Consider the following 26,809-nt stretch of genomic DNA (forward strand, 5'->3'; position numbering starts at 1 on the left):
GCAATATCCTTCAGCTAACGCTTGGCGGACATAATATTGCTCATCGCCGGGCAAATGAAGGAGAGAAGGAGAGTTTTCGAATGCCAACCCTGTTTCGCTTCCTTGTCATCTGCGCGGTCATCGCCGGATCGATATATGGAGCGATGTGGGCACTCGTGCTCTTTGTCGATCCGCAGCCGCGCGATGTGACCATCCGCATTCCGCCGGAGCGCCTCAACCCGCCGACCACTGGCTCGCTGAAACCATGAACACACCTGCCATGAACGCAAAAACCGGCGCGCGTGATCTGGGGCGAGTGCACCTGGAAGCCTTCCTGGAGATGATGAGCGCCGAGCGGGGTGCTGCCGTCAACACGCTGCAATCCTACCAGCGCGATCTCGATGATCTCCATTCCTTCCTGTCCGGGCAGGGTGTCCGTCTGACGGAGGCCGGCGCCAACGATCTCGGCTCCTATCTTTCCAGCCTGTCGAGCCAAGGCTTCAAACCCTCGTCGCAGGCGCGGCGGCTCTCCGCCATGCGGCAGTTCTATAAGTTCCTTTATGCCGAAGGCCTGCGCACGGACGACCCAACGGGAATTCTCGACGCGCCCAAGAAAGGCCGCGCCCTGCCGAAGACCATGGGCATCGACGAGGTGACGAGGCTTCTGACCCAGGCCGAGCAGGAGGCAGCCGTCGAAGGACCAGACCGGCTGCAGCGCCTGCGCATGCTGGTGCTTCTGGAAATGCTTTATGCCACCGGCATGCGCGTCAGCGAACTCGTCTCCCTGCCGGCAAAGGTGCTGGATCAGGAGGGCCGCTTCCTGATGATCCGCGGCAAGGGAAACAAGGAACGGCTGGTGCCGCTGTCGCAGTCGGCCATTTCGGCCCTGAAAACCTATGGACGATTGCAGACGGAGATTGCGGCGAATGCCAAGCAGCCCGCACCGGAAAGCCCGTGGCTCTTTCCAGCGGCCTCCAAGCAAGGCTATTTGCCGCGTCAGGTCTTCGCGCGCGATCTCAAGGATCTTGCCATTCGGGCCGGCCTGACACCCTCGATGATCTCGCCGCATGTTATGCGCCATGCCTTCGCGAGCCATCTTCTGGCCAATGGCGCGGACCTGCGCGTGGTGCAGGAACTTCTCGGCCATTCGGATATTTCGACCACGCAAATCTACACACATGTACTGGAAGAACGCCTTCATCAGCTTGTGCAAACGCATCACCCCCTTGCCAAACAGGCAAAAAAACAGGATTAGGACCGGCTACAGGCTGAAGCCGCCGTCTCTCGTCACGGGCAAAAGGATCGGAAACGCACCTCATGCACAATTATCTCGACTTCGAAAAACCCATCTCGGATCTCGAAGGCAAGATTCACGAGCTCAAGAAACTGGCGAGCGAAGACGAAAGCATCGACACATCGGACGAGGTCGGGCGGCTTGAAATCCGCGTCCGCGAGGCGATGGCCGATATCTATTCCAAGCTCAATGCCTGGCAGAAGACGCAGGTCGCCCGCCATCCGCAGCGCCCGCATTTCGTCGATTACGCCAGCACCCTCTTCACCGAATTCACGCCGCTGGCCGGCGACCGCAAATTCTCCGAGGATGCCGCCATTCAGGCAGGCTTCGCCCGCTTCCGCGGACAGCCGGTCGCCCTCATCGGCCAGGAAAAAGGCAACGACACTAAGAGCCGCCTGAAGCACAATTTCGGCAGCGCCCGGCCGGAAGGCTATCGCAAGGCGATCCGTGTCCTGGAAATGGCCGACCGCTTTCAGTTGCCCGTCATCACGCTTGTCGACACGGCAGGCGCCTATCCCGGCGTCGGTGCGGAAGAGCGCGGCCAGGCAGAAGCGATCGCCCGCTCCACCGAAATGTGTCTTGGCGTGAAAGTGCCAATCGTCTCGATCGTCATCGGCGAAGGCGGCTCCGGCGGCGCCATCGCGATCGCCGTCGGCAACCGCGTCTACATGCTCGAACATTCGATCTACAGCGTGATTTCGCCCGAAGGCGCGGCATCGATCCTCTGGCGCGATTCAACGCGTGCGAAGGAAGCCGCCACGAATATGAAGATCACCGCCGAAGACCTGAAGGGCCTCGGCATTGTCGACGGCATCATCCCCGAGCCCCTCGGCGGCGCGCACCGTGATCCCAACACGGTAATAGCCTCCGCAGGCGATACGATTGCGAACGCACTCGGCGAACTTTCCAGCCGTTCGGGCGAACAGCTGCGCAACGACCGGCGCCAAAAATTCCTTTCCATGGGTCGCAATCTCTAAATCGTATTCGAAAAAAATGATCGCTAAAAACGGGAATGAGGCCAAACCTTGGCCACATTTCCGTTATCGAAGCTATTATGGCAAAGAAAAGCTTGCCGACGCGCTGCGGGCAGGTCATAGGCTGGTAAGGAATTTTCAAGTATAAGCCGTCTATGATTCCGTTTCATGCTTCGAGGGGAGTGGCGAAACAGATCAAGCTGCCGCTCTTCGCATTTATGGGCTAAGTCAGAATGCGCATCCGTCACCTTGCCTACGTCTCATTGATGGCGCTGTCACTCGCCGGCTGCAACGACGCTCTGGACACGGCGTCGGTCGACCTGTCGACAGTCAAGAACAAGGTCGAGCAGCCTCTTCCGAGCCGTATCCTTGCCGATATGGCCAAGAAGGGAATGGACCGCAATTCGCCGATCATGATCCGCATCTTCAAGGAAGAAGGTGCGATGGAGATCCTGAAGGCGAACCAGAACAATCGCTTCGAAGTTATCGCGGATTACAAGATCTGCGCCTGGTCCGGCCGTCTCGGCCCGAAAGTGAAGGAAGGCGACCGGCAGGCACCGGAAGGCTTCTACATGCTGACGCCTGCCAACCTGAACCCGAATTCGAAATATTACCTCGCCATCAACACCGGTTTCCCGAACCGCTACGACGCCGCCAATGGCCGTAGCGGCGCCAATCTGATGATCCATGGCGCCTGCTCGTCATCCGGCTGCTATTCGATGACCGACCAGCAGGTGCTGGAAATCTACGCCTTCGCGCGCGACGCCTTCAAAGGCGGCCAGAAGGCGATCCAGCTCGAAGCCTTCCCCTTCCGCATGACAGCGGAGAATATGTGGAAGCATCGCCTCAGCCCCAATATTGATTTCTGGAAGATGCTGAAGGTCGGCTACGACAATTTCGAGGTCACCAAGCGACCGCCCGAGGTCGAGGTCTGCGAGAAGAAATACGTCTTCAACCAGCAGGCCAGCGAGCCGTTCAACGCCGGCGGCAAATGCCCGGTCATGACCACGCCGCCAGCCCTGCAGGTGGCGCTTGCGACTTACGACAAGCAATATCAGGCTGATTATGCCATCGCCACGAAGAAGTATGACGGCATGGCCTGGTACGATCCGACCGAAGCCGAGCGCAAGGCCGTCGTCGCCAAGCAGCGCAAGGGTCACGATCTTGCCTATGCTCCCACAGGCACCGCCCTTGCCGCCGGCAAGATGATGAAGGTTGCCGATCTGGAATCGATGGTATCCAACCAATCGGCGCAGCAGATTGCGCGGGGCGGCACGGTGGCAAGCCCGATGGCCAATCCGTCGACTGCAAGCATCCGCGTGGCGAGTGCTGCTCCCGAGGCGACCGCCCAGCAGCCGAGCGGCCCCGTGGTAGCGGCCAATATTCCGGCCAATGTGCCGATCCCGATGGCGAACCCGATGAACCAGGCCGTCAATCCGCTCGCCTATGCGCCGCCTCCGCCCGTCGAGACCGCGCAGACCGAGGCCAAGAAGCCGCCTTTCTGGAAGTTCTGGGCCAAGAGTGAATAGCTCGGATAACGGGATCTATGATCTGCGCGGGCTGAAATGCCCCTACCCGGCGATCAAGACGGAAAAGCGCCTGCGCGGCATGGAAAGCGGCGCGACGTTGACCGTCGAGACGACCGACCCGCTTGCGGCCATCGATATCCCGCATCTCTGCAACGAGAAAGGCCACACGCTTCTTGCGAACGAGAAGACGGATGGCGGCCATCGCTTCGTGATCCGCAAGGGCTGATGGGCGAAACTTGGTGGCCATCCTCTTGGTTTGAGGGTCGCTACGCTCCCACCTCACCATGAGGGCAATCGCATATGAGCTTAAATCATGCCCTCCTTCTCCCCGTTGGAGAGAAGGAGCTTCCGGGGCGAGGCGGGTTGCCAGACCTCAAAGGCTGAAACTAGAACCGCATCCCCGGCACAGCCAGCGGATTGTCCTGCAGCGCCGCCCGATCGGGCGTATCGACGCGCGGCTTGCTGAGGAAGGCGTCGAACAGACCCTTCACGAAATCCTCAGGCAGATCCTTGGTGATGATCACCATGCGCGTGCGGCGGTCTTCGGGATCGGGCCAGGCCGGCAGCCGCACCGGCGGATGGAAGATGTTCTGTACCCCATGCAGCACGACGGGGCGCTCCGGCCGGTCGGACACGGCAACGATCGCCTTCATCCGCAGCAGCTTTTCGCCATGCGCCGAACGCAGCAGATCGATGAACATCTCCAGCGCCACCGGATCGATAGGCTGCGTCTCGACGATCGAGAACGACCGGATCGAGCCGTCATGCCGCGTGACGTCATGGGCGTGCTGATGCCGGTGGCCGTGGTGATGCGCATGATGGTGATGGTGGTGCCCATGATCGCCGTGATGGTGGTCATGATCATGGTCGTGGTGATCGTGATCATCATCATGATGGTGACGATGAGCGTCGTCCGCCTCCAGCTCGTCCTGCAGCCAGCGGCCGACATCGGCGATCTTCGAAGCCGGGTCGTAGAGGCCGTTGACGAGAATGGCGGCGCGTCCCGCCTCGTCGCTATCGGCATTCAGGATCTGCGCACGCGGATTGAGCGCCTTCAGCCGGCTCTCCAGCTGACCCTCGGGCACGGCACCGGCAATCCCGGTCTTGGACACGATCAGGCGGTCCGCAACCGCTACCTGCTTGCGTGCCTCTTCGTGATTGTCGAGCGTCTGCAAGCCATTGACTGCGTCGACGACGGTGATGACGCCATCGAGGTCGAAATTGGTCGCAATGATCGGATTGCCCATGATCGACTGCATGACGGGAGCAGGATCGGCAAGGCCGGTCGTTTCGATGACGACGCGCTTCAGCGGCCGGATACGGCCGGTCTGCATGGCGTCCATCAGGTTCGCCAGCGTATCCACCAGCTCGCCGCGCACCGTGCAACACAGGCAGCCATCGGAAAGCTCGATGATGGAATCGCCGGAGCTTTCCACCAGCAGGTGATCGATGCCGACATCGCCGAATTCGTTGATGATGACGGCCGCATCGCGCATGGCCTCGTCCTTGAGGATGCGGTTGAGCAAGGTCGATTTACCCGCTCCCAGAAAGCCGGTCAGGATGGCAACCGGTACTCTTCGCTGCGAAACGCTCATGGGCGGTATCCGATACTAGAGCAATTCCAGGAAAAGTGCGTAGCGGTTTTCCGTCCGGAATTGCGTGAAAACAAAGAGACAGAGCGGTTCAGAGACTCCGTGAAAAGCTGAATCGCTCTAGAAAGTAGGACGCGGCATCGGGATCGGCACACCGGATGCGCCGCCGGAAATGGCGATTTTGCTGTCCCTGGTCGCCTTGTCGCCTCTTGCCGCGACATCGTCCTTGTCGCCCTTGGCGGCCGTCGCGACATCCTGGCCGCCGATCAGGCCGGCATAGACGAAATTGGGCTCGTGATCCATTTCATGAATATAGGGCGACTGTACCTTGGTGCGGCCGAACGGATCGCGGGTCTCGCTGCGCGCCTGCGCGCCCTTGGTGCTGCAGATGTCGGCGGTGACATCGGCGACATCGGCTGCAAGCGGCGCGTCGGGTCTGAGGGTCGCCAGCGTGTCGCGGGTAGACAGCTGGTTCTGGAATCCTTTTTCCAGGAGATTGGCGGAATCGTCGGCGCGCGCCGCCAGGCTGTCGGTTCCGAGCACGACCGAGATCAGCGTGCGGCCGTTGCGAGTCGCCGATGCGATCTGGTTGAAGCCGGCAGCGCAGATGAAGCCGGTCTTCATGCCGTCGGCGCCTTCGAAGCGGCCGATGAGCATATTGATGTTCGGCACCTGCTTCACGCCGTTGGTGAAGCCTTCCAGCGAGAAATAGCCGGCATATTGCGGGAACTCGCGGCGCAGCGCCACGCTGAGGATCGCAAGATCGCGCGCCGTCGTATATTGCCCCTTGCCGGGAAGGCCGTTCGGATTGATGAAATGCGAGTCGCGCATGCCGAGGCGGTCGGCTTCCGCATTCATCCGCGCCACGAAGCCCTGCTGTGAGCCGCCGACTGTCTCGGCAACGGCCATGGCAAGATCGTTGGCCGATTTGACCAGCATCATCTTCATGGCATTGTCGAGCGTCATCTTCTGGCCCGGCTTGAAATACATCTTCGCCGGCGGCTGCGCCGCTGCAAGCTTCGACATGACGACTGATGTGTCGAGCCTGACCTGGCCGGATTGGATAGCCCGGAAGGTCACATAGGTCGTCATCAGCTTGGTGAGCGAAGCGGGATACCAGCGGCGAAACGCCTCCTGCTGGTCGAGGACGCGCCCGGTGCCGACATCGACGAGAATATGCGGATTGGCTGCGGCCGTCTGCGCGGTCGACAGGAAAAGCATGGATGCTGCTGCGGCTATAGGAGCGAGCCGCAGGGCGGCATACAAACGATTCTGCTTCGTCGGCACGATCAATCCTTCAGGAGTCCGGAATTTTCTCGAAAGCTTCGTCTATTTAACCTATATGGCTATGAGAAGGCAAAGGCGATTGACGACTTTATTTCCCGTTAGCACACCGCAAAGGCCGCGATAAGCTGGATAGGGCCGTGCGACGGATCCGTGAGTTGAACCAGAATCGATATTGAGCAGCAGGAAAATCAGCATGCCGATCTTGAACAGGGCCGCAGAACTCCAGGGCGAAGTGACCGAGTGGCGCCGCCATATCCATGCACATCCGGAACTCCTCTATGCCGTTGAGAATACGGCCGCCTTCGTGGCCGAGAAACTGCGCTCCTTCGGCGTCGACGAAGTGGTGACCGGCATCGGCCGCACCGGCGTCGTCGGCCTGATCCGCGGCAAGGGTGCGGGTCGCACGATCGGCCTGCGCGCCGATATGGACGCCCTGCCGCTGACCGAGATCACCGGCAAGCCCTATGCTTCCGAAACGCCAGGCAAGATGCATGCCTGCGGCCATGACGGCCACACCGCCATGCTCTTGGGTGCTGCGAAATACCTCGCCGAAAACCGCACCTTCAACGGCAATATCGCCGTCATCTTCCAGCCGGCAGAAGAAGGCGGCGCCGGCGGCGACGCCATGGTCAAGGACGGCATGATGGAGCGCTTCGAGATCGCCGAAGTCTACGGCATGCACAACATGCCGGGCCTGCCCGTCGGCCATTTCGCCATCCGCAAAGGCCCGATCATGGCCGCGACCGACGAATTCACCGTCTCCATCAAGGGGCTCGGCGGCCATGCCGCCATGCCGCACAAGACGATCGATCCGATCGCCATCGGCGCCCAGATCGTTTCCAACCTGCAGCTCATCGCCTCCCGCAGCGCCGATCCGCTGAAATCGGTGGTCGTCTCCGTCACCAAGTTCAATGCCGGCAACGCGCATAATGTCATCCCGAACGATGCAAGCCTTGCCGGCACGGTGCGCACGCTCGATCCGGAGATGCGCGACCTGGCCGAACAGCGCTTCAAGCAGATCGTCTCCGGCATCGCCGCCACCCACGGCGCCGAAGCCGAGATCGAGTTCCAGCGCAACTACCCGGTTACATCAAATCATGCCGACGAGACCGACCATGCGATCGCGGTCGCCAAGGAAATCGCGGGGGCTAACAATGTCATCCCGGACATCGATCCGATGATGGGCGGCGAGGATTTTTCCTACATGCTGCTGGCCCGCCCCGGCGCCTTCATCTTCGTCGGCAACGGCGACAGCGCCGGCCTGCACAACCCGGCCTACGACTTCAACGACGAAGCCATCGCCCACGGCATTTCCTACTGGGTGCGCCTCGCCGAACAGCGCCTCAACGCCTGAGGCTTCGCTTTTATGTCCCGCGCGGCAAGCCAGCGCGCGGGACGCTGCGAAAGCAGATTGTCTCCGCAACGCAAAAGGGCTTGGCTTCGGGCCTTTGCTTTTGTATGGATCATGCCGAGTGGTCTCGTAGCTCAGCAGGATAGAGCATCAGATTCCTAATCTGAGGGTCACGCGTTCGAATCGCGTCGAGATCACCATTTTTCAGCTTAAATGATGATCGCGTGATCGAGATTGGAAGAACATCAAACTTCAACGCGTGCAAAGGATTTGTCCCTTGTTGAGCCAAGCCTGCTCAACTTACGGGGCTTTGAACAAGCGCTCATACGCGGATGGTCGCCCGATCCACGGCGCCAGCATGATAAGTCCTTTATCGAAACCGAACTGACGACACTCAGGGAAGACAGATCGGCTTTCCTCGCCCGTACTATATCGAATGAAATCGTCGCCACAGCGGTATCGAATCGGGAACCGCAGTGCCTTGTTGCCCGCCGGTTCTGGATCTGGGATGGGGGCTTTTGTGGCTATATTGCATTACGCTATTTGGCCGGAACCACCCAACTGCCCTTACACGTGCCGGGTCATGTGGGCTATTCGGTCGTCCCTTGGAAACAAGGTCGAGGGTATTCAACGCAAGCACTTCGGCTTCTATTGCCGATCGCAAGGAAGGCTGGCCTTGCCAGTATCAGCATCGTCTGCAACGAAGATAACCTCGCCTCCAAACGCGTTATCGAGAAAGCGGGAGGCGTGCTTTGCCGGACAGGCACCCACGCATCGGATTCTCCAACCGTATCGAAGCTATTCTTCGATCTGCCGACTTACTTGTAATTGAACGCGTCCGGAGGCTCCCCAGGCTGCCGGTCAGCGCCGCGTAGAAGATCGCCCTGCCGTGAGCCCCCATCGGGCGCAGCGTGAATGCGAACTTAAAGCCCGGATATCACCCCACCGCGATTCTGTTCCTCACCAGCCGGACACCGGGAATGGATTCGGCGACTGCCGTTGCGCGCCGCACCTCCTGCTGCGTTGCGACAGAGCCATCCAGGCGGATTTCCTGGCCCGCCGCAGTCACTGTGACATCGGAAGCATCGATTCCGCCCGCAACCGCGAGGGCATTGGCAACGGCGGATTCCAGGGCCGAGCGTCTGGCCTGTTCGTTTTCCAGATAGAGCTCCATGCCGTGAAACGTTGCTGCCTTGAAAACCATCCGTCACCCTCCGCGTTCGAGTGGTCGGAAAACGCGGCACTTTGCATTTGGTTCAACGAAACCGCAAAAAATATTACTAAATCGACGATTTCGCCTTTTGCGGGCATCCGCGACGGGACGTGGTTGCATGGCTGCGGACTTGCCGCTCTACGCAATCCCCTGTAGAGCCTTGGGGGAACAGCAGCAAATGCGGAATACCTGAATGAACACCGGCAGCAAGGCGCGTCGCCGCCTGACGATATTGGGTTCGACCGGCTCCATCGGCCAGAATACGCTCGACGTCATTGCCCAGCTTGGCGGGCGCGACGCTTTCGATGTCGCCGCGATCACCGGTCATGACAATATCGGCCTGCTGGCCGAGCAGGCCAAGGCCTGCGGCGCCGCTTTCGCGGTCACCGCCAACGAAGAGCGCTATCAGGAGCTGAAGGATGCGCTCGCAGGATCTGGCGTCGCCGTCGGCGCGGGCAAGAACGCCTTGATCGAAGCCGCTTCGATGCCCTCGGAATGGGTCATGGCGGCGATCGTCGGCACCGCCGGCCTTGCGCCGACGTTGGCGGCCGCGCGTCGCGGCGCCGATATCGCACTCGCCAACAAGGAATGCCTCGTCTCGGCAGGCGATCTTTTCGTGCGCGCCGTTACCGAAGGCGGCGGCCGGCTGATCCCGGTCGACAGCGAGCACAGCGCCATTTTCCAGGCACTGGAGGACGATCAGCAGCATGCGGTGGAGCGCATCATCCTGACTGCGTCCGGCGGCCCCTTCCGCACCTGGACGCGCGAGCAGATGGCCAATGTCACGCCGGCGATCGCGCGTGCCCATCCCAACTGGTCGATGGGCTTCAAGATCTCCATCGGCAGCGCCTCGATGTTCAACAAGGCGCTGGAGATGATCGAGGCCAAGCACCTGTTCAACGTGCGCCCCGATCAGATCGAAGTCGTGGTCCACCCGCAATCCGTCATTCACTCGATGGTCGGCTATACGGATGGCTCCGTTCTGGCGCAACTCGGCTGTCCCGACATGCGCACGGCCATCGGCTATGCGCTGACTTACCCCGCCCGCACCAAGCTCAGCGTCGACCGGCTGGATTTTGCCAAGCTCGCGCGGTTGGATTTCGAAGCACCGGACGAGGTTCGCTTCCCGGCACTGCGCCTTGCCCGCACGGCGCTGCAGCGCGGCGGCCTGCAGGGCGCGATCATGAATGCAGCCGAAGAGATCGCCTTCCACGCCTTCGTGGATGGCCGCATCGGCTTCCTGGAAATGGCCGATATCGCCGAAGCCGTCATGGACGAGATGATCGCGACCGGCAGCGCCGAAACAATGGATGCCGTCTTTGCCGCGGACGCCGAGGCGCGCAGCCGTGCCGCCGTACTCGTCGCTAAACGCGACAAGGCAGCGTAACGCGTAAGTAGAAACTTACAATTTATAGCAGCTTGACAGCAAGCCTGGCTCACCAGCCGTCCGATTCTCGGCAGAAGCCGTGCAGTGGCACAGCTCCACAGCATCTCCGCTTTTCTTCGAATCGCGAAAACGCTCTATCTTCTTGTTTTTACGCAGTTCCGGACGCAAAACCGCTTCGCACTTTTGCTGGAACTGCTCCAAGAGAAAGCCGCCTCCTCTTACGCGACAGCCCTTGCAAGCGCACAGCGCGACCAGAGCGCGTGCAGCGCGCCGACGAGCTGCTCGATATCGCCATCCGAATGCAGCGGCGTCGGCGTGATGCGCAGGCGCTCGGTCTTCTTCGGCACGGTGGGATAGTTGATCGGCTGGACATAGACGCCGGCGTCGAGCAGCAGATCCGAAATCCATTTGCATTTGGCCGCATCGCCGACCATGACCGGCACGACATGGCTCGGGTTCGGCATGTGCGGAATGCCTGCTGCATCGAGCTGCGCACGCAGCTTGCGCACGCGATCCTGATGGCGCATGCGTTCGAACTGGCTGACCTTCAGATGCTGGATAGAGGCGACGGCACCCGCAGCCAGCGCCGGCGGCAGCGAGGTCGTGAAGATGAAGCCGGACGCGAAGGACCGGATGAAATCACAGAGTGCGGTCGAAGCGGCGATGTAACCGCCCATGACGCCGAATGCCTTGCCGAGCGTGCCTTCGATGACGGTCAGGCGATCCATCAGTCCCTCGCGCTCGGCAATGCCGCCGCCGCGCGGACCGTACATGCCGACGGCATGCACTTCGTCGAGATAGGTCATCGCGCCGTACTTGTCGGCGAGGTCGCAGATCTCCTTGATGGGGGCGATATCACCATCCATGGAATAGACGCTCTCGAACGCGATCAGCTTCGGCGCCTTGGGATCGGCCGCCTTCAGCTGGGCTTCGAGATCGTGCAGGTCATTATGCTTCCAGATGACCTTGTCGCACTTCGCATAGCGAATGCCTTCGATCATCGATGCGTGGTTGAGCGCATCCGAGAAGATGATGAGGCCGGGAATGCGCGCGCCGAGCGTGCCGAGCGTCGCCCAGTTGGAGATGTAGCCCGAGGTGAAGATCAGCGCCGATTCCTTGCCGTGCAGATCGGCGAGCTCCTGCTCGAGCAGGACATGGTAGTGGTTGGTGCCAGAAATATTCCGGGTGCCTCCCGCACCCGCGCCACAGTGATCGATCGCTTCCTTCATCGCCTCGATCACTTTCGGATGCTGGCCCATGCCGAGATAGTCGTTGGAGCACCAGACAGTCACTTCCTGAGGGCCATTGGCCGTATGCCGGATTGCCCGCGGGAAATTGCCACGGCGGCGTTCCAGATCTGCGAAGATCCGGTAGCGGCCTTCATTGTGAAGACCTTCCAGCTCGCCCTTAAAAAATGCTTCGAAATCCATCATCTGCTCCAGTACCGTGCGACCGTTTTCGAGAATGCCGGTTCACACGTCAACCCCTCCGCATTGCTTTCGCGCCCGCTGCGGCAAATGGCCCCTAATTTTGAACAATTCCAGACAAGAATAACCAATCACATCAATTTGACAATCGAAACCGTGCTGGAAACACTCTCCCCGGAGCGGCGGGTAAACCCGCCGCTCCGGGCTTGTTCATGGCGAATCTAGGCGGCAGCCACGGCGCGTTTGGCCATGACCTTAACCAGGTTGGCGCGATATTCCGCCGTTGCATGCAGGTCGGAAAGCAACGATGACGGATCGACCGTCACGCCCGTAACCGCGTCCGGCAGCCAGTTCGCCGCAAGCGCCTGCTCCATGTCGCCCTGGCGGAACACGCCGTCCGCACCGGCGCCCGTGACAGCAACGCGCACGCCTCCCTCGCCCTTGGCGACGAAGACCCCGGTCATCGCATAGCGCGAGGCCGGATTGGGGAATTTGGCGTAACCCGCCCTTTCCGGCGCGTCGAAGGCAATCGACGTGATCAGCTCGGCACCTTCCAGCGCCGTCTCGAACAGGCCCTGGAAGAAGTCGTCGGCCGAGATCTGGCGGCGATCGGTGACGATAGTGGCATTCAGCGCCAGCATCGCCGACGGGTAATCCGCAGCCGGATCGTTGTTGGCGACGGACCCGCCGATCGTACCCATATGCCGGACATGCGGATCGCCGATCATGCCAGCAAGCTCGCAGAGCGCCGGACAAACGGCGCGGATCGCCGCCGAAGAGGCAACCTCCGCATGGGTGGTCGCCGCCCCGATCGTGACCCTGCGGCCATCGACGCGGATTCCCTTGATGGAAGGGATATGCCTGAGATCGACGAGATCGCTCGGTGATGCCAGGCGTTGCTTCATGGTGGCGATCAGCGTCATGCCGCCGGAGACGTATTTGCCTTCGTCCGTGTTCGACAGCAGCTTGACAGCTTCGTCGACCGAAGAGACGCGATGGTAATTCGTTGCGTACATGTCCTGTCCTCCTCTCAGCCAGCAGCCCGCGCCGCTTCCCACACCTTGAGCGGGGTCGCCGGCATGGTCAGCGCGTTGTTACCGATCGCATCGGTGATGGCGTTTATCAGCGCCGGCGGCGAGCCGATGGCACCCGCCTCACCGCATCCCTTCACACCCAGCGGATTGTTCGGGCAGGGCGTGTTCTGATGCGAAAGCTGGAACGACGGCAGATCGTCGGCGCGCGGCATGGTGTAGTCCATGAAGCTTGCCGTCAGCAGCTGGCCGTTCTCGTCATAATGCACGGCCTCGAGCAGCGCCTGGCCGATGCCTTGTGCGATGCCGCCATGCACCTGCCCCTCGACAATCATCGGATTGATGATGTTGCCGAAGTCGTCGGCCGCGACGAACTGCACGATCTCGGTCTTGCCGGTCTCCGGATCCACCTCGACCTCGCAGATGTAGCAGCCGGCCGGGAAGGTGAAGTTCGCCGGATCGTAGAAGGCGGTTTCCTTCAGGCCCGGCTCCATGCCGGCGGGCAGATTGTGCGCGGTGTAGGACGCCAGCGCCACCTGGAACCAGGGCAGAGATTTATCGGTGCCCGCCACTTTCACTTCACCATTCTCGATGACGATATCGCTTTCGTCGGCCTCCATCAGGTGGGCGGCGATCTTCTTTGCCTTCGCCTCCACCTTGTCGAGCGCCTTGACCACGGCGGACATGCCGACGGCGCCCGAGCGGGAACCATAGGTGCCCATACCCATCTGCACCTTGTCAGTATCGCCATGGACAATGGACACGCTGTCGATCGATACGCCGAGCCGGTCGGCGACGAGCTGCGCGAAGGTAGTCTCATGTCCCTGGCCGTGGCTGTGCGAGCCCGTGAGCACTTCGATGGTCCCGACTGCGTTCACCCGCACCTCGGCGGATTCCCACAGGCCGACGCCGGCACCGAGCGCGCCGACGGCCTGCGACGGCGCAAGGCCACAGGCCTCGATATAACAGCTCATGCCGATACCGCGCTTCATGCCGCGGGCGGCGGCCGCTGCCTTACGGGTGGGAAAACCGTCCCAATCCGCCTGCTGCATGGCAGCATTGAGCGAGGCCTCGTAGTCTCCCGCGTCGTAGTTCATGATGACAGGCGTCTGGTGAGGGAAGGTGCGGACAAAATTGATCCGCCGCAATTCCGCCGGCGAGACGCCGAGTTCGCGCGCCGCCGTCTCGACCGTACGCTCCAGAAGATAGGTCGCCTCCGGACGCCCCGCCCCGCGATAGGCATCGACCGGCACGGTGTTGGTATAGACCGTGCGGACATTGGCATGGATCGCCGGGATCGCATATTGGCCTGACAACAGCGTCGCATAAAGATAAGTCGGCACGCACGAAGAGAACAGCGACATATAAGCGCCGAGATTGGCGATCGTATCGACCTTCAGCGCCGTGATATGGTTCTCCGCATCGAAGGCCATCTTGACCTTGGAGACATGATCGCGGCCATGAGCGTCGGTCAGGAACGCTTCCGTGCGGTCGGCCGTCCATTTCACAGGCACGCCGGTCTTCTTCGATGCCCAGAGGCAGACGATTTCTTCCGGATAGATGTAGATCTTCGAGCCGAAGCCACCGCCGACGTCGGGCGCGATGACGCGCAGCTTGTTTTCCGGGGCGACATTGTAGAAGGCGCTCATGACCAGCCGGGCCACATGCGGGTTCTGGCTTGTCGTGTAGCAGGTATAATGGTCTTCGGCAGCATCATAGATGCCGAGCGTGGCGCGCGGCTCCATGGCATTCGGCGAAAGCCGGTTGTTGTGGAGTTCGATCTCGGTGACATGGGCGGCTTCGGCAATCGCCTTGTCGGTCGCCGCCGCATCGCCGAGCTCCCAGTCGAAAATTTGATTGTCCGGCGCTTCGGGATGGATCTGCGGCGCTCCCGCTTTCAGCGCATCCACCGCCTCGACAACGGCAGGCAGCTCTTCGTAATCGACCGCTACGGCCTCCGCGGCGTCGCGCGCCTCACCGAGACTGTCGGCGACGACGATGGCAACGGCATCTCCGACATAGCGCACCGTATCGGCCGCCAGAGGCCGCCAGGCACCCATCTTCATCGGCGTCCCATCCTTGGAATGGATCATCCAGCCGCAGATCAGGTTGCCGATGCCATCGGCGAGCAACTGCTTACCGTCGAGCACGCCGATTACGCCAGGCATGGCCAAAGCCGCGGTCGTATCGATACTTTTGATCTTTGCATGTGCATGCGGGCTACGGACGAAATAGGCATATTTCATGCCCGGCGTCACCATGTCGTCGGTGTAGCGCCCCTTGCCCGTAAGAAATCGCTTATCTTCCTTGCGCGCCACGCGCGCACCAATGCCTTCCACGCCCATCACATCCTCCCATCGGGGTTGCGGGCCTGGCACCACGCCAAGACGACGATCATTGGCGTTTGCCAGACGGTCTCGGTGAAACTCTATTCAGCCGCCTGTTTGGCGGCATTCATCTCGGCATTGGCTGAAAGCACCGCCTTGACGATGTTGTGATAGCCGGTGCATCGACAGATATTGCCTTCGAGCTCGCTGCGAACAATCTTTTCGTCCAGCTTGCCGCCGTGACGGTTGATCATGTCGACCGATGCCATCACCATGCCCGGCGTGCAGAAGCCGCATTGCAGGCCATGATGCTCCTTGAAGGCGGCCTGGACCGGATGCAGCTCGCCATTGGCGGCCAGACCCTCGATGGTTGTGATCTTGGAGCCGGAAGCCTGAACGGCCAGGATCGAACAGCTCTTCACCGACTTGCCATCCATGTGGATCACGCAGGCGCCGCACTGGCTGGTATCGCAGCCGACATGTGTTCCGGTCAGGCCGAGTTTTTCCCTGATGAAATGGACAAGCAGCGTGCGATCCTCGCACTCGCCGCTGACCGAACGGCCGTTCACCGTCAAAGTCACCTTTGCCATATTTTCCTCCTCGCCTCTCCTCCAGAGGCAAGCGGCATCATTTGACTTTTTTGCAGTCCAATCAACCTCTACTTTAGTGCGGTCGCGGATTTTCTGCTTCGCGCCCGTCGTTTTATTCTCCGGATACGAAGCAGCCTTTGTTCGGCAACAAAAAAACCATTGGCAGCCGATGGACAATCATATTTTGCACGATATTTTCTATCATTGCAGGACTGCAAGACAGCCCATCGTGGTGGAGCTGAAAAGAATGGGACGACGTTGGCCGGGGTTCGGCTTAACTAACGTTGGAGAGAGTCAATGAAGAAAGTTCTTATGCTCGCATTGGTCGGCTTGTCTATCGCAAGCTGCACGCCGACCGAACAGGGTGCAGGCATCGGTGCGGCATCCGGCGCCATCATCGGCGGCGCAGTCACCGGCAACGTCCGCGGCGCCGCGGTCGGCGCAGCCATCGGCGGCGTTTCCGGCGCCGTCATCGGCAGCGTCCGGGAGCAGCCCGGCCAGTGCTACTACCGAGACCGCTACGGTCGTCGCTACATCGACGATTGCCCGCGCGGCGGCGGTTACGGCGGCTACTGATCGATCCCAGTCCGAAGTTTTCGAAAGTCCCGGACCGCAAGTCCGGGACTTTTTGATTCCGGCCGATAAATAGCTGTGGTAACGGCGCCAAACCCGCTTGGCGCATGGCCGGACAACCCTTGGACGCTATTTTTCAGAACGCTCGAATACATGAGAGCTCTGGCGGAAACATTGGCGTTTCACCCAATAATGGGCATATTTTCTACGTTTTTGACTTCAAAAAGGTACACCTGAGAGATTTTTGCCTCTATGGTGGCCGCGCGTTAACTCCCGGGAAACGTCAAACTGAGTAAGTTCTCATGTAACCGTAAAGCGGCGTATGCATAAAAGAACTGAACCGAGGAAGAGTATTGCGTATCGGCGGGCAGGAACCGTGGCAGCGGTTGCGGCAGTGCTTGCGCTCGGTCCGATCTATGCCGGAAACGCCTTTGCGTTTAAACTTTTCGGGATAAAGCTCTGGGGCGAGGACGAAACGGCGGACCAGGTTTCCGATCCCGTTCGCTATACGGTCGATTTCAAGGCCGACAATCTCGACAAGGATCTGAAGGAAGCGTTGAACGACAGCTCGATGCTGATTGCCGACGAGAAGAAGCCTGTATCCGGCGATCTCGGCGTCGTCGTCAAGGCGCGTGACGATCGCGACCGGCTGATTGCCGTCCTCTATGAAAAGGCTCGTTACGGCGGCGTGGTCACCATTACCATCAATGGCACCCCGCTCGATGCATTGCCGCCGACGCCGACCTTCAGCCGCGCAAAGCCCGTTGCCGTCACCATCAGCGTCGATCCCGGCCCTGTCTTCAAGCTCGGCAGAGTAAGCCTGCAGGGCGACGCCGCCAGGCTGGATCCGGCGAATTACGGGCTCGTGCGGGGCGGCGATGCCGGCTCTCTGACGATCCTGAAGGCCGGCGACAAGATGGTCGCCGATTTCAAGAACGAGGGACATCCGCTCGCCAGGCTCGACAAGCGCGACGTCATCGCCGACCATGCGACCAACACCGTCGACGTATCGCTGAAGGTCGAAAGCGGCCCCGTCTCTCCCTTCGGCAATGTCGGCGTTACTGGCCAGAAATCGGTCGACCCGGATTTCATCAAGCGCTATGCCCGCATCAATGAAGGCAAGCCTTACTCTCCCGACGAATTGAAGAAAGCGTCGGACCGCTTGAGAAAACTCGGCGTCTTTTCCAGCGTCACCATCCGCGAGGCCGACAAGCTGGCGCCTGATGGCAGCATCCCGACGACCATTGAAGTCTCGGAAGGCAAGCAACGCTTCTTCGGCGTCGGCGCGCAATATTCCACCATCGACGGCTTCGGCCTGCAGGGCTATTGGGGACACCGCAACCTGACCGGCCGCGCGGATTCGCTGCGGATCGAGGGCTCCGTCTCCCGCATCGGCGAGACGACCGATGTCGGCCAGTTCGATTACACGGCCGGCATCACCTATGTCAGGCCCGCAACCTTCTATCCTTCGGCGACCTTCACGGCCGGCCTCAAGATGCAGAGCCTACATCCGGACGCCTACGACGCCAATACCGCGACGGCAAGCGGCAGTCTTGCTTATGAAATCAATGATCAGGATACCGTCTCCGCCGGCGGCGAGATATCCTATGAATCGGATACCACCGACGCCTTCGGCAAGCACAACTATCTGACGGTCGCGATCCCGCTCGAATATATTCGCGACACGCGTGACAACAAGCTGGACCCGACAGAGGGTTATCGCGCTTCTGTCGGCGCCAAGCCGAGCTATGAAGCGATGGGCGGTACGATCTTCAGCTCGTTCGAGGGTTCGATCACCGGCTACAAGGGCATCGGCGCCAACAACAACGTCGTCTTTGCGGGCAAGCTTGCTGCCGGCTCGCTGCTGGGCGCGAACAATATCGAGGATATTGCAGCCACCCGGCGCTTCTATGCCGGCGGCGGCGGCTCGGTGCGCGGCTATGGCTATCAGGAGATCTCGCCCTACAATTCCAACGGCGACGAAACCGGCGGACGCTCCTATGTGACCGCCTCTTTCGAAGCCCGCGTGAAGATCACCGATACGATCGGCGTCGTACCCTTTGTCGACATGGGAAGCGTTACCGACACCGCCTTCCCGGACTTTTCCGATCTGCGCATTGGCGCTGGCGTCGGCCTGCGCTACGCTACACCCTTCGGTCCGATCAGGCTCGATGTCGCTGTTCCATTGAAGAAATATGACGACGGCACATCTTATGGCATCTATGCCGGCATCGGTCAGGCCTTCTGACAAGCCGTATAGTTGTCGCGGACGTTTCAGCACACGGTTACAAAATTGGGGTTACTGTCGCTTTCATGAGCATATTGATTCGAATCCTCGGGAGATTGGTGCGCGGGATCGCTTACGCGGTCGTGGCGATCCTTTTGCTCGTGATCGCGGGTGTGCTCGTTGTCGGCCTCGTCCCCTCCGCGACAACCTATGCCGTCGACCAGGTGGCAAGGCTCGCCTCGACACCCGACCGCACCATTACCATCGCAGCGCCTTCCGGGCTGCTCGACGGAAACCTGAGGGTTGGTGCTATTACGGTGGCGGACACGAAGGGCGTCTATGCCAAGGTGCAGAACCTTGCCGTGGATTGGTCCCCGCTGTCCTTGCTGACGGGCACGTTCCACGCCGATCGTATCGCCGCCGATGTGGTCGATTTCCAGCGCCTGCCGGTTTCGACGGCGGCACCCGCGCAGGAAACGCAAACGGCGGGCGGCAGCGGCCTTTCGCTGCCCATTGCCGTCAATATCGACGCAATCGCGCTGCCCGATCTTCGTATTGGCCAGGCGGTCGCCGGACAGGATTTCGTTCTGGCCGCCGATGGCAGCGTCAAGGCAAACAGCAGCAGCATGGGCCTCGTGCTGAATGCCAGCCGCCGTGATGTCCCCGACGCCAAGCTTTCCGCCGATATCGCCTTTGCGCCGGCCGAGAACCAGCTGAAGCTGAAGACGCAGATATCCGAGCCGCGCGACGGCATGCTGGCGGGCCTTCTGCATCTGCCGGGCGGCCCGGCGATCAACATTGATCTGTCGGGCGAAGGTCCGCTATCCGACTGGGCCGGTAAGCTGCAGGCAGCACTCGACGGCAAGCCGACGGTCGCCATCAACGGCCGTCACAGCCTCTCGGCCGACGGCCTGCATCATATTGAGGTCAAGGGCGGCGGCAACGTCGACTCGCTGCTCCCGCCAACCATGCGGCCGCTCTTTGCCGGACAGACCACCATCGATCTCTCGGCAACCTTCGACGGCAAGGGCAAGATCGACATCCAGACCGGCAATCTTGCCACCGGCAGCGCGGTGCTTGCCGCCTCCGGCACGCTGGATCCCAATGGCAATAACAGCCTCAACGCCAATCTGCTCGGCACTTCCGGCCCCGTCGACTTCCGCTGGCCGATGGAGGACGGCGAGGTCCGCGCCCTGATTTCGCGCGTCGATATCGCACTGACGGGTGCTGCCCAATCGGTGAAGATCGATGCGAAGGCAGCTCTCGACAGCGCCAGCACACCGCAGGGGCAGATCGGTCAAGTAAACCTTAGTGCCAGAAGCGACGCCTTCAATCTGGCCGCCATGTCCGGCCCGCTGCAGCTCCGCCTGGTCGTCGGCCAGACCGCCTTCCTCAGCGCCGATCTCAACCGTCTGATCCGGGCGCCGATCGCGCTGACCGCGCCTTTGCAGCTCTCGCCCGACACGATGGGCTTCAACAATACGACGCTGGAAAGCGCCAGCATCGGCGGCACCGTCAACGGCAAATATACGCTGTCTTCGAAGGCGCTGACGGGCAATTTCAAGCTCTTCGCCCTGCCCGGCGTGCTGCCGGACGGCGTCTCGGACAAGTTCGAGGGCACGATTTCTCTAGAGGGTCAGGTCGCCGGCACGGTGCCGGCCAAGATGACGCTCTCCAATCTTGCGGTGAAATCCAATATTGCCGAGATCAACGGCAATCTCGCGCTCAACGACCAGTCGCTGACCTCGGATCTGTCAGGCAAGTTGCTCGACCTTTCCAAGCTCATTCCAAACGCCGAGGGACAGGCCGATATCGGCCTCAAGGCCAAGGGACCGCTGACCGCCCTCGGTATCGACGCGACCGTCAAGGCCGTCAACGTCAAGCTGGCGGGTCGGCTTCTGGATACGCTTGATATCGGTGTAACGGGAACCGCAGATCCCAAGGCGCCGCAGGCCAAGGTGCAAGCGAGCGGAGCGATCGACGGCAAGCCGATCCGCATCGCCGCCGCCGCCGTTTCAAAGGATGGCAGCACCAGCATCCCGTCGCTATCGGCCGAGATCGGCACGAACAAGCTGCAAGGCAAGCTGGACCTGTCGCCGAGTTTCGAACCGTCGGGCGCGCTGACATTCGATCTGCCGGATCTGAGCCTCCTTGCGGCCCTCGCCGGACAGAAGGCCGAGGGCGATCTCAAGGGCTCGGTCGATATCGCCAGCACCAATGGAAAGACCGGCCTGAAGATCAACGCCAGCGGCAATGGCATCCGCCGTGACGATCTCGTCATCAGCAAGCCGGCTGTCGCGCTCACCGTCGACGACCTCAAAGCCTTCTCCGCCAATGGCAGCATCCGGGCGGATATCATCGCCTCCGGCGCCAACCGCATCACTGGTCTCGGCCTGACCTTCACCCAGCAGGGCAGCCGCACGGACTTCGATCTGAAGTCCACCTATGACGACGCGCCGCTGACGACGCACGGCAGCGTCGAGACGTCAGGCGGTCAGACGACGGTGAGCCTCGACTCATTTGCCGGCGCCCCGCGCACCATACCGGTGAAGCTGGCATCGCCGACCAAGATTGTCATTAAGGATGGGACCGCGTCGCTGAATGGCCTGACACTTCAGACGGGCGGCGGCTCGGTGACCGTCGACGGCACCGCCGGTCAGACATTAAACATCAACGCCAAGATCGCCAATCTGCCGGCGAGCCTCGCCAATGTCTTTGCGCCCACCCTTGGGGCAGAAGGTGTCATTTCCGGAACGGTAGCGGTCACCGGCAAGGCGACCTCGCCCGCCGTCGTGTTCCAGACAAACTGGTCGGGTGCCGTGACGAGCCAGACGAAATCCGCTGGCCTCGCCGCACTCGGCATCAAGGCGGACGGCAAATTCGCCGACAACGTCGTGACCATCAACACCAACCTGACCGGCCAGAGCGGTCTCGCACTCAACGGCGGCGGTACTGTCGCCATCGCGGGCGACAAAGCCATGGCGCTGAAGTTTTCCGGCAGCGTGCCTTTCGATGCCCTTGCCGGCCAGCTCGCCGCCCAGGGCCTGGTCATGACGGGAACGGCGAAGATCGACCTACAGATCGGTGGCACGACGGCGGCACCTGCCGTCACCGGCACGATCACCACCGACGGCACTAAGCTGGTCGATGTCCGCCGGAACCTGACCCTCAACGGCCTTGCCGTGACGGTGAGCCTCGACGGCAAGCAGGCCGTCATCTCTCGGCTCAGCGGCAACCTGACGAGCGGCGGCAGCATTTCGGGCAGCGGCACGGTCGGCATTGCCCCGGATAGCGGCTTCCCGGCCGATATCCAGATGAAGTTCAACAACGCGACCTATGTCGACGGGACGCTGGTGGCGGCGACCATCAACGGCACGCTCGGCGTCAAGGGTCCGCTGATGACCGCGCCGATGCTGACGGGCAATCTGAGGATCAACAAGGCATCGATCACGGTGCCGGAAAAGCTGCCGGCGTCGCTCTCGGAGATCAACATCAAGCACAAGAACGCCCCGGCTGCGGTCAACGCCCAGTTCAAGGATCAGAAACCAGAGGGACCGCGCAGCAAATCGACCACCCTCGGCATCGACCTGCAACTCGATGCACCCTCGCAGATCTTCGTGCGCGGCCGCGGCATCGACGCCGAACTCGGCGGCAGCATCACGGTGCGCGGCACGGCGGCGGAGCCTGTGGTATCCGGTGGCTTCACCATGCGGCGCGGACGCCTGACCATCCTCAGCCGCCGGCTGGATTTCACGGATTCGAGCAAGATCACCTTCGGCGGTGACCTGACGCCCGCACTCAATATGGAGGCGACATCGTCGGTGAGCTCAACCACCATCACCGTCGATGTCACCGGTCTCGCCACCGATCCGCAGATCGGCTTTTCCTCCTCACCTGCCTTGCCGCAGGATGAAGTACTGGCGCAGCTGATCTTCGGCCAGTCCATGTCGAAACTATCAGCCATGCAGATCGCTCAGCTTGCCGACGCCGCAAGCCAGCTCGCCGGCGGACGCTCCACATCGTTGTTCGAAGGGTTGCGCAGCCATCTCGGCGTCGACGATCTCGACATCTCGACCGATGCGAACGGCCAGGCGCAGGTCGGCGCCGGCAAGTATATCAACAAGCGCACCTATATCGAGCTGCAGCAGGGCGCCTCCAACAACACCAAGGCCATCATCAATTTCAATGTCGGACGCGGCGTGAAGCTCCGCGGCGCGGCGGGATCTGACGGCGCCGGCGAAGCCGGCGTCGTCTACGAGCATGAATATTGAGGTGATCACGCAGCATCTGCTCAAGCCAGAGGCCACCTCGCCCTTTGAACTCCTGAGCTTGTCGAAGGGGCCGACGCCTCGAAGCACCAGAGCGGGTGGCATCTATCTGGAAACGACAGTCAAAATCCCATCTTGCTGGTCTTCAGCGGGATATTGGATTCGGTCGTATTGATGCCGTTGATGAGCCTGATCCGGCGCAGCGTCTCGTCGAAGGAGGCACGGTCGCATTAAGATCGTCCATATGCTAGTCATTCTGCGCAATCAGACTGATCAATCTGTCGAAACTCAGTTGATTTTGGACAATTTTCCATCTTTTTGCTGTCATCCAGACAATTGATAATGCACGCCAACGTAATTCAGACCGGTTCGGCTCTTCATGGACTATCCGAACTGGTCTATCTCATTGTTTTCATGCCGTCCCGGGCAAAGCCGCTGCTGGCTTTTCCGGAATCGCTCTAACCCTCGGAGCAATGCCGATGAATACGCAATCCACCCCCGTTACCCTGATCGGCGTTCCCCTGGAAGAAGGCTCCGGCCGCCGCGGCGCCGGCATGGGTCCGAGGGCGCTCCGCATCGCCGGCATCGAAACCACGCTGATCGAGCTTGACCATCGCGTCACCGACAGCGGCGACCTGCATCCCGTTCCGGCAGCGGACCTTCCGGAGCATCCACAGGCCCATAATCTGAAGATCGTCGGCGCTTTCACGCGCGCACTGGAAGCAAAGGTCTATGACGTTGCATCATCGGGCGGCTTTCCGCTGATCCTCGGCGGCGATCACAGCCTGTCCATGGGCAGCGTCTCCGGCATGGCGCGCTATGCCGCGGAGGCCGGCCGGCCGCTCTTCGTACTCTGGCTGGACGCGCATTCCGATTTCAATTCGCCGGCCACCTCGCCATCAGGCAATATTCACGGCATGCCCGTCGCCTTTTTCTGCGGTGAAGCCGAGATAGAGGGCGTTCTGCCGGCCGGCCGTCCGTTGGTCGACCCGACGAAGGTCTTCCAGGTCGGCATCCGCTCCGTCGATCCGCGCGAGCGCGAGGAAATCCGCGAGCACGGCGTCAACGTCTTTGACATGCGTTCGCTCGACGAGCAGGGCGTGGCCGCCATCATGCGCAAGGTGCTCGATGCCGTCAGCGAAGCCAACGGCCTGCTGCATGTGAGCTTCGACGTCGATTTCCTCGATCCAGACATCGCGCCGGGCGTCGGCACGACCGTACCGGGCGGCGCCACCTATCGCGAGGCGCATCTCATCATGGAAATGCTCTCCGACAGCAATCTCGTCTCGTCGCTCGATCTCGTTGAGCTCAATCCTTTCCTCGACGACCGCGGCAAGAGCGCCCGCGTCCTAGTGGAGATGGCCGCAAGCCTCTTCGGCCGTCGCATCTTCGATCGCCCGACGCGGGCCGCCTGAGGGCGGTCCCCGCTTCCCTGGAAGCCTGTCCAGTCGAAACCGCTTGTATAGATTTATGTTTGAGCAATCTTCTTGCTCTATCGTGGCATGAACACGTCGGATTCGGCGTCACGGTTCAACGGGAAGAACGTTCATGGCCACGATCAATTCCACCAGCTTCAGCGGCGAGACTCTGGAGATCATTGCCTTCCGGCTGCATGATCAGGAATTCTGCGTCAAGACCACGACGATCCGTGAAATCCGGGGCTGGGCACCGTCCACGCCAATTCCGCATGCCCCGGCCGATGTCATCGGCGTCATGAACCTGCGCGGCTCGGTCATCCCGATCATCGACCTTGCCTACAAGCTCGGCATGCAGAGCACGGTTGCCAACGAGCGCAGCGCCATTGTCGTCGCCGAAGTGCACAACATGGTCATCGGCATGCTGGTCGATCGCGTCTCCGACATTCTGACGATCGCCTCCAGCCAGGTGCAGCCGGTTCCGGAAGTCACGGCATCCTTCGATCGCGCCTATTGCGAAGGCATCATCGCGACAGAGAATGGAATGATCTGCTTCCTGAACCTTGCCAAGATGTTCAAGGAAAACGAAACGGACGAACTCGCCGCGTAACTTTGCAGGCCGATTTTTTTAAAGAAGCCGCTCCGGCCTTTCGGGGCGGCTTCGTCCTTTTCCAAAGGATTGCTTAGCCGAAGAGAGCGTAGGTGCTCTTGATCGTCACCCACACGCCCCAGAGCAGCGGAATGCCGACGAGCGCCCAGGCGATCAGCGCCTTGCCGTCGAAGCCGCCCGTGCCGATGCCAAAGGAGCCGGTGGGGCTGGCATTGGCGGCAGCGGTCTTTGCCCGCAGCGCGGCGACCTCCTCGTCCGACATGAACCATTTGTCCGAGAGCGGCTTGACCAGCGAATTGGCAATCAAGCCCAACGCCAGCATGCCAGCAAGGATATACATGGTGAAAGTATACAGCTGGGCACCTTCCACGCCCGCCGCCTTCTGCGCTTCGCGGATATAGTTGACAACCACCGGCCCGATGATGCCGGCCGTCGCCCAGGCCGTCAGCAGCCGGCCATGAATGGCACCCACGAACTGCGTGCCAAAGATATCGGCGAGATAGGCCGGAACCGTGGCAAAGCCGCCGCCATACATCGAGAGGATGATGCAGAGCGCGCCGACGAACAGCACTTTGCTATGGATGCCGGCCGCCCAGGGAGCTAGGACATAGAGCGCGATGCCGATGACGAAGAAGCAATAATAAGTGTTCTTGCGGCCGATCTTGTCGGAGAGCGACGCCCAGAAGAAGCGACCGCCGATATTGAAGAGCGACAGCAGACCGGCAAAGCCGGCGGCGATGGCAGCGACGGTGGCGACCTGATCCTTGCTGAGATCGGCGAATTTCACGTCGGGCAGGCCGATCAGGGAGCCGCCGAAGATCTCCTGCAGCATGGGCGAAGCCATGCCGATGACGCCGATGCCAGCCGAGACGTTGAGGCACAACACCGCCCAGATGAGCCAGAACTGCTTGGTCTTGTGGGCGTCGCGGAGATGCACATGCTTCGTCGTGATCATCGAGCTCTTGGCGGCGGGCGCCATCCAGCCTTCCGGACGCCAGCCGGCCGGCGGCAGGCGATAGCCGAAAGCGCCGCCCATCATGAAGACGAAATAGATCGCCGCCATGACGATGAAGGTCTGCCAGACGCCGACCGAACCATCGGTGCGGAAGCTGTTCATCAGAAGGCTCGCGAGCGGCGCGCCGATCATCGCGCCGCCGCCAAAACCCATGATCGCCATGCCGGTCGCCATGCCGCGCCGATCGGGAAACCATTTGATCAGCGTCGAAACCGGCGAGATGTATCCGAGGCCGAGACCAATGCCGCCAATGACGCCGGCGCCGATCCACATGATCCAGAGCTGGTGGAAAATGACGCCGATGGCCGCGATCACGATACCGCCGCACCAGCAGCAGGCGGCAACCGCGCCGGCCTTGCGCGGCCCGACCTTCTCCAGCCAGCCGCCCCAGATGGCGGCGGAGGAGCCGAGCAGCACGAAGAACAGCGTATAGATCCAGCCAAGATCGCTGACGCGCCAATCGCAGCTCGTCGTGAACAGGGCGGTCAGGAGATTGAGGCTTGCGCATTCGGCCGGAGGTGGCGTCGAAGTCCCGAGCGCCTTGGAGAGCGGCAGCCAGAAGACGCTGAAGCCATAGGCCATGCCGATGCAGAGATGGATTGCCAGCGCAGCAGGCGGCACGAGCCATCGGTTGAAGCCCGGCTTGGCGATGATGCGCTCGCGGTCGAGCAGACCCACCGTTGCCGTTCTCGCGGAAATATTCGTATCAGCAGCCGTCAT

At 61.2% G+C, this 26,809-nt stretch carries 21 protein-coding genes, 1 tRNA gene and 1 pseudogene; 14 read left to right on the plus strand and 9 right to left on the minus strand.

What is annotated here, in order from left to right:
* Positions 1 to 80 precede the first annotated feature (80 nt).
* The 5 genes from FP026_RS30265 to FP026_RS17235 all read left to right on the plus strand — a co-directional run bounded on the left by FP026_RS30265 (position 81) and on the right by FP026_RS17235 (position 4,002).
* On the plus strand, positions 81 to 248 hold the full coding sequence (locus FP026_RS30265) for a hypothetical protein (protein WP_162943920.1): 168 nt from the start codon (positions 81 to 83) through the stop codon (positions 246 to 248).
* An 11-nt stretch (positions 249 to 259) separates the two neighbouring features.
* Complete coding sequence (gene xerD / locus FP026_RS17220; protein WP_149635856.1) at positions 260 to 1,234, plus strand: site-specific tyrosine recombinase XerD; 975 nt, start codon at positions 260 to 262, stop codon at positions 1,232 to 1,234.
* Positions 1,235 to 1,296: 62 nt separating this feature from the next.
* On the plus strand, positions 1,297 to 2,250 hold the full coding sequence (locus tag FP026_RS17225; protein WP_149635857.1) for an acetyl-CoA carboxylase carboxyltransferase subunit alpha: 954 nt from the start codon (positions 1,297 to 1,299) through the stop codon (positions 2,248 to 2,250).
* 230 nt (positions 2,251 to 2,480) lie between these two features.
* The gene (locus tag FP026_RS17230; RefSeq protein WP_149635858.1) at positions 2,481 to 3,776 is read left to right on the plus strand and encodes a L,D-transpeptidase family protein; all 1,296 of its coding nucleotides are present in this window, start codon (positions 2,481 to 2,483) and stop codon (positions 3,774 to 3,776) included.
* A complete protein-coding gene (locus FP026_RS17235; RefSeq protein WP_149635859.1) occupies positions 3,769 to 4,002 on the plus strand; it encodes a sulfurtransferase TusA family protein in 234 nt (77 codons plus the stop codon). The genes FP026_RS17230 and FP026_RS17235 overlap by 8 nt, the downstream gene beginning before the upstream one ends.
* A 160-nt stretch (positions 4,003 to 4,162) precedes the next feature.
* Here FP026_RS17235 and FP026_RS17240 read toward each other — a convergent pair whose 3' ends face one another.
* Positions 4,163 to 5,371 (minus strand): CobW family GTP-binding protein, encoded by a 1,209-nt coding sequence (locus FP026_RS17240; RefSeq protein ID WP_149635860.1) that lies wholly within the window; start codon positions 5,369 to 5,371, stop codon positions 4,163 to 4,165.
* A 117-nt stretch (positions 5,372 to 5,488) separates the two neighbouring features.
* Positions 5,489 to 6,655 (minus strand): D-alanyl-D-alanine carboxypeptidase family protein, encoded by a 1,167-nt coding sequence (locus tag FP026_RS17245; protein WP_149635861.1) that lies wholly within the window; start codon positions 6,653 to 6,655, stop codon positions 5,489 to 5,491.
* A gap of 193 nt (positions 6,656 to 6,848) precedes the next feature.
* On the opposite strand from FP026_RS17245, the gene FP026_RS17250 reads away from it, so the two are divergent.
* The 3 genes from FP026_RS17250 (at position 6,849) to FP026_RS17260 (ending at position 8,834) form a co-directional block, all read left to right on the plus strand.
* A complete protein-coding gene (locus tag FP026_RS17250) occupies positions 6,849 to 8,009 on the plus strand; it encodes a M20 aminoacylase family protein (protein ID WP_149635862.1) in 1,161 nt (386 codons plus the stop codon).
* A gap of 120 nt (positions 8,010 to 8,129) precedes the next feature.
* Positions 8,130 to 8,206, plus strand: a tRNA-Arg gene (locus FP026_RS17255).
* Between the two features lie 34 nt (positions 8,207 to 8,240).
* Positions 8,241 to 8,834 (plus strand): GNAT family N-acetyltransferase, encoded by a 594-nt coding sequence (locus tag FP026_RS17260; protein WP_149635863.1) that lies wholly within the window; start codon positions 8,241 to 8,243, stop codon positions 8,832 to 8,834.
* A 109-nt stretch (positions 8,835 to 8,943) separates the two neighbouring features.
* On the opposite strand, the gene FP026_RS17265 is transcribed toward FP026_RS17260, so the two are convergent.
* On the minus strand, positions 8,944 to 9,210 hold the full coding sequence (locus FP026_RS17265) for a BON domain-containing protein (RefSeq protein WP_149635864.1): 267 nt from the start codon (positions 9,208 to 9,210) through the stop codon (positions 8,944 to 8,946).
* Between the two features lie 202 nt (positions 9,211 to 9,412).
* On the opposite strand from FP026_RS17265, the gene dxr reads away from it, so the two are divergent.
* Positions 9,413 to 10,606 carry a 1-deoxy-D-xylulose-5-phosphate reductoisomerase gene (dxr, locus tag FP026_RS17270; protein WP_149635865.1) on the plus strand — a complete coding sequence of 398 codons (1,194 nt, stop codon included), beginning with the start codon at positions 9,413 to 9,415 and terminating at the stop codon, positions 10,604 to 10,606.
* A gap of 218 nt (positions 10,607 to 10,824) precedes the next feature.
* On the opposite strand, the gene hemA is transcribed toward dxr, so the two are convergent.
* From hemA to FP026_RS17290, 4 genes are all read right to left on the minus strand, one after another.
* Entirely contained in the window at positions 10,825 to 12,036 is a 1,212-nt protein-coding gene (hemA, locus tag FP026_RS17275; protein ID WP_149635866.1) for a 5-aminolevulinate synthase, read from the minus strand.
* A gap of 218 nt (positions 12,037 to 12,254) precedes the next feature.
* Positions 12,255 to 13,049, minus strand: a complete 795-nt coding sequence (locus FP026_RS17280) for an FAD binding domain-containing protein (protein WP_149635867.1) — start codon at positions 13,047 to 13,049, stop codon at positions 12,255 to 12,257.
* Positions 13,050 to 13,063: 14 nt separating this feature from the next.
* Entirely contained in the window at positions 13,064 to 15,409 is a 2,346-nt protein-coding gene (locus FP026_RS17285; protein ID WP_149635868.1) for a xanthine dehydrogenase family protein molybdopterin-binding subunit, read from the minus strand.
* A gap of 83 nt (positions 15,410 to 15,492) precedes the next feature.
* The gene (locus tag FP026_RS17290; protein ID WP_149635869.1) at positions 15,493 to 15,981 is read right to left on the minus strand and encodes a (2Fe-2S)-binding protein; all 489 of its coding nucleotides are present in this window, start codon (positions 15,979 to 15,981) and stop codon (positions 15,493 to 15,495) included.
* A gap of 297 nt (positions 15,982 to 16,278) precedes the next feature.
* Here FP026_RS17290 and FP026_RS17295 point away from each other — a divergent pair, with 297 nt between their 5' ends.
* The 3 genes from FP026_RS17295 (at position 16,279) to FP026_RS17305 (ending at position 23,052) form a co-directional block, all read left to right on the plus strand.
* Positions 16,279 to 16,557: a YMGG-like glycine zipper-containing protein gene (locus tag FP026_RS17295; RefSeq protein ID WP_149635870.1), complete on the plus strand. Its 279-nt coding sequence runs from the start codon at positions 16,279 to 16,281 to the stop codon at positions 16,555 to 16,557.
* A 319-nt stretch (positions 16,558 to 16,876) separates the two neighbouring features.
* Positions 16,877 to 18,802 carry an autotransporter assembly complex protein TamA gene (locus FP026_RS17300; RefSeq protein ID WP_149635871.1) on the plus strand — a complete coding sequence of 642 codons (1,926 nt, stop codon included), beginning with the start codon at positions 16,877 to 16,879 and terminating at the stop codon, positions 18,800 to 18,802.
* A 65-nt stretch (positions 18,803 to 18,867) separates the two neighbouring features.
* Positions 18,868 to 23,052: a translocation/assembly module TamB domain-containing protein gene (locus FP026_RS17305; RefSeq protein WP_149635872.1), complete on the plus strand. Its 4,185-nt coding sequence runs from the start codon at positions 18,868 to 18,870 to the stop codon at positions 23,050 to 23,052.
* 119 nt (positions 23,053 to 23,171) lie between these two features.
* Here the strand turns inward: FP026_RS17305 and FP026_RS17310 are convergent.
* Positions 23,172 to 23,276 (minus strand): annotated as a pseudogene (locus FP026_RS17310) (AsnC family transcriptional regulator); the annotation flags it as partial.
* Positions 23,277 to 23,528: 252 nt separating this feature from the next.
* Here FP026_RS17310 and rocF point away from each other — a divergent pair.
* The gene (gene rocF, locus FP026_RS17315) at positions 23,529 to 24,464 is read left to right on the plus strand and encodes an arginase (RefSeq protein WP_149635873.1); all 936 of its coding nucleotides are present in this window, start codon (positions 23,529 to 23,531) and stop codon (positions 24,462 to 24,464) included.
* 133 nt (positions 24,465 to 24,597) lie between these two features.
* Positions 24,598 to 25,074, plus strand: a complete 477-nt coding sequence (locus FP026_RS17320; protein WP_069612887.1) for a chemotaxis protein CheW — start codon at positions 24,598 to 24,600, stop codon at positions 25,072 to 25,074.
* A gap of 73 nt (positions 25,075 to 25,147) precedes the next feature.
* On the opposite strand, the gene FP026_RS17325 is transcribed toward FP026_RS17320, so the two are convergent.
* Entirely contained in the window at positions 25,148 to 26,809 is a 1,662-nt protein-coding gene (locus FP026_RS17325; RefSeq protein ID WP_149635874.1) for an OFA family MFS transporter, read from the minus strand.

Source organism: Martinezella tropici (genome assembly GCF_008370325.1).
Lineage (GTDB): Bacteria > Pseudomonadota > Alphaproteobacteria > Rhizobiales > Rhizobiaceae > Rhizobium > Rhizobium tropici_B.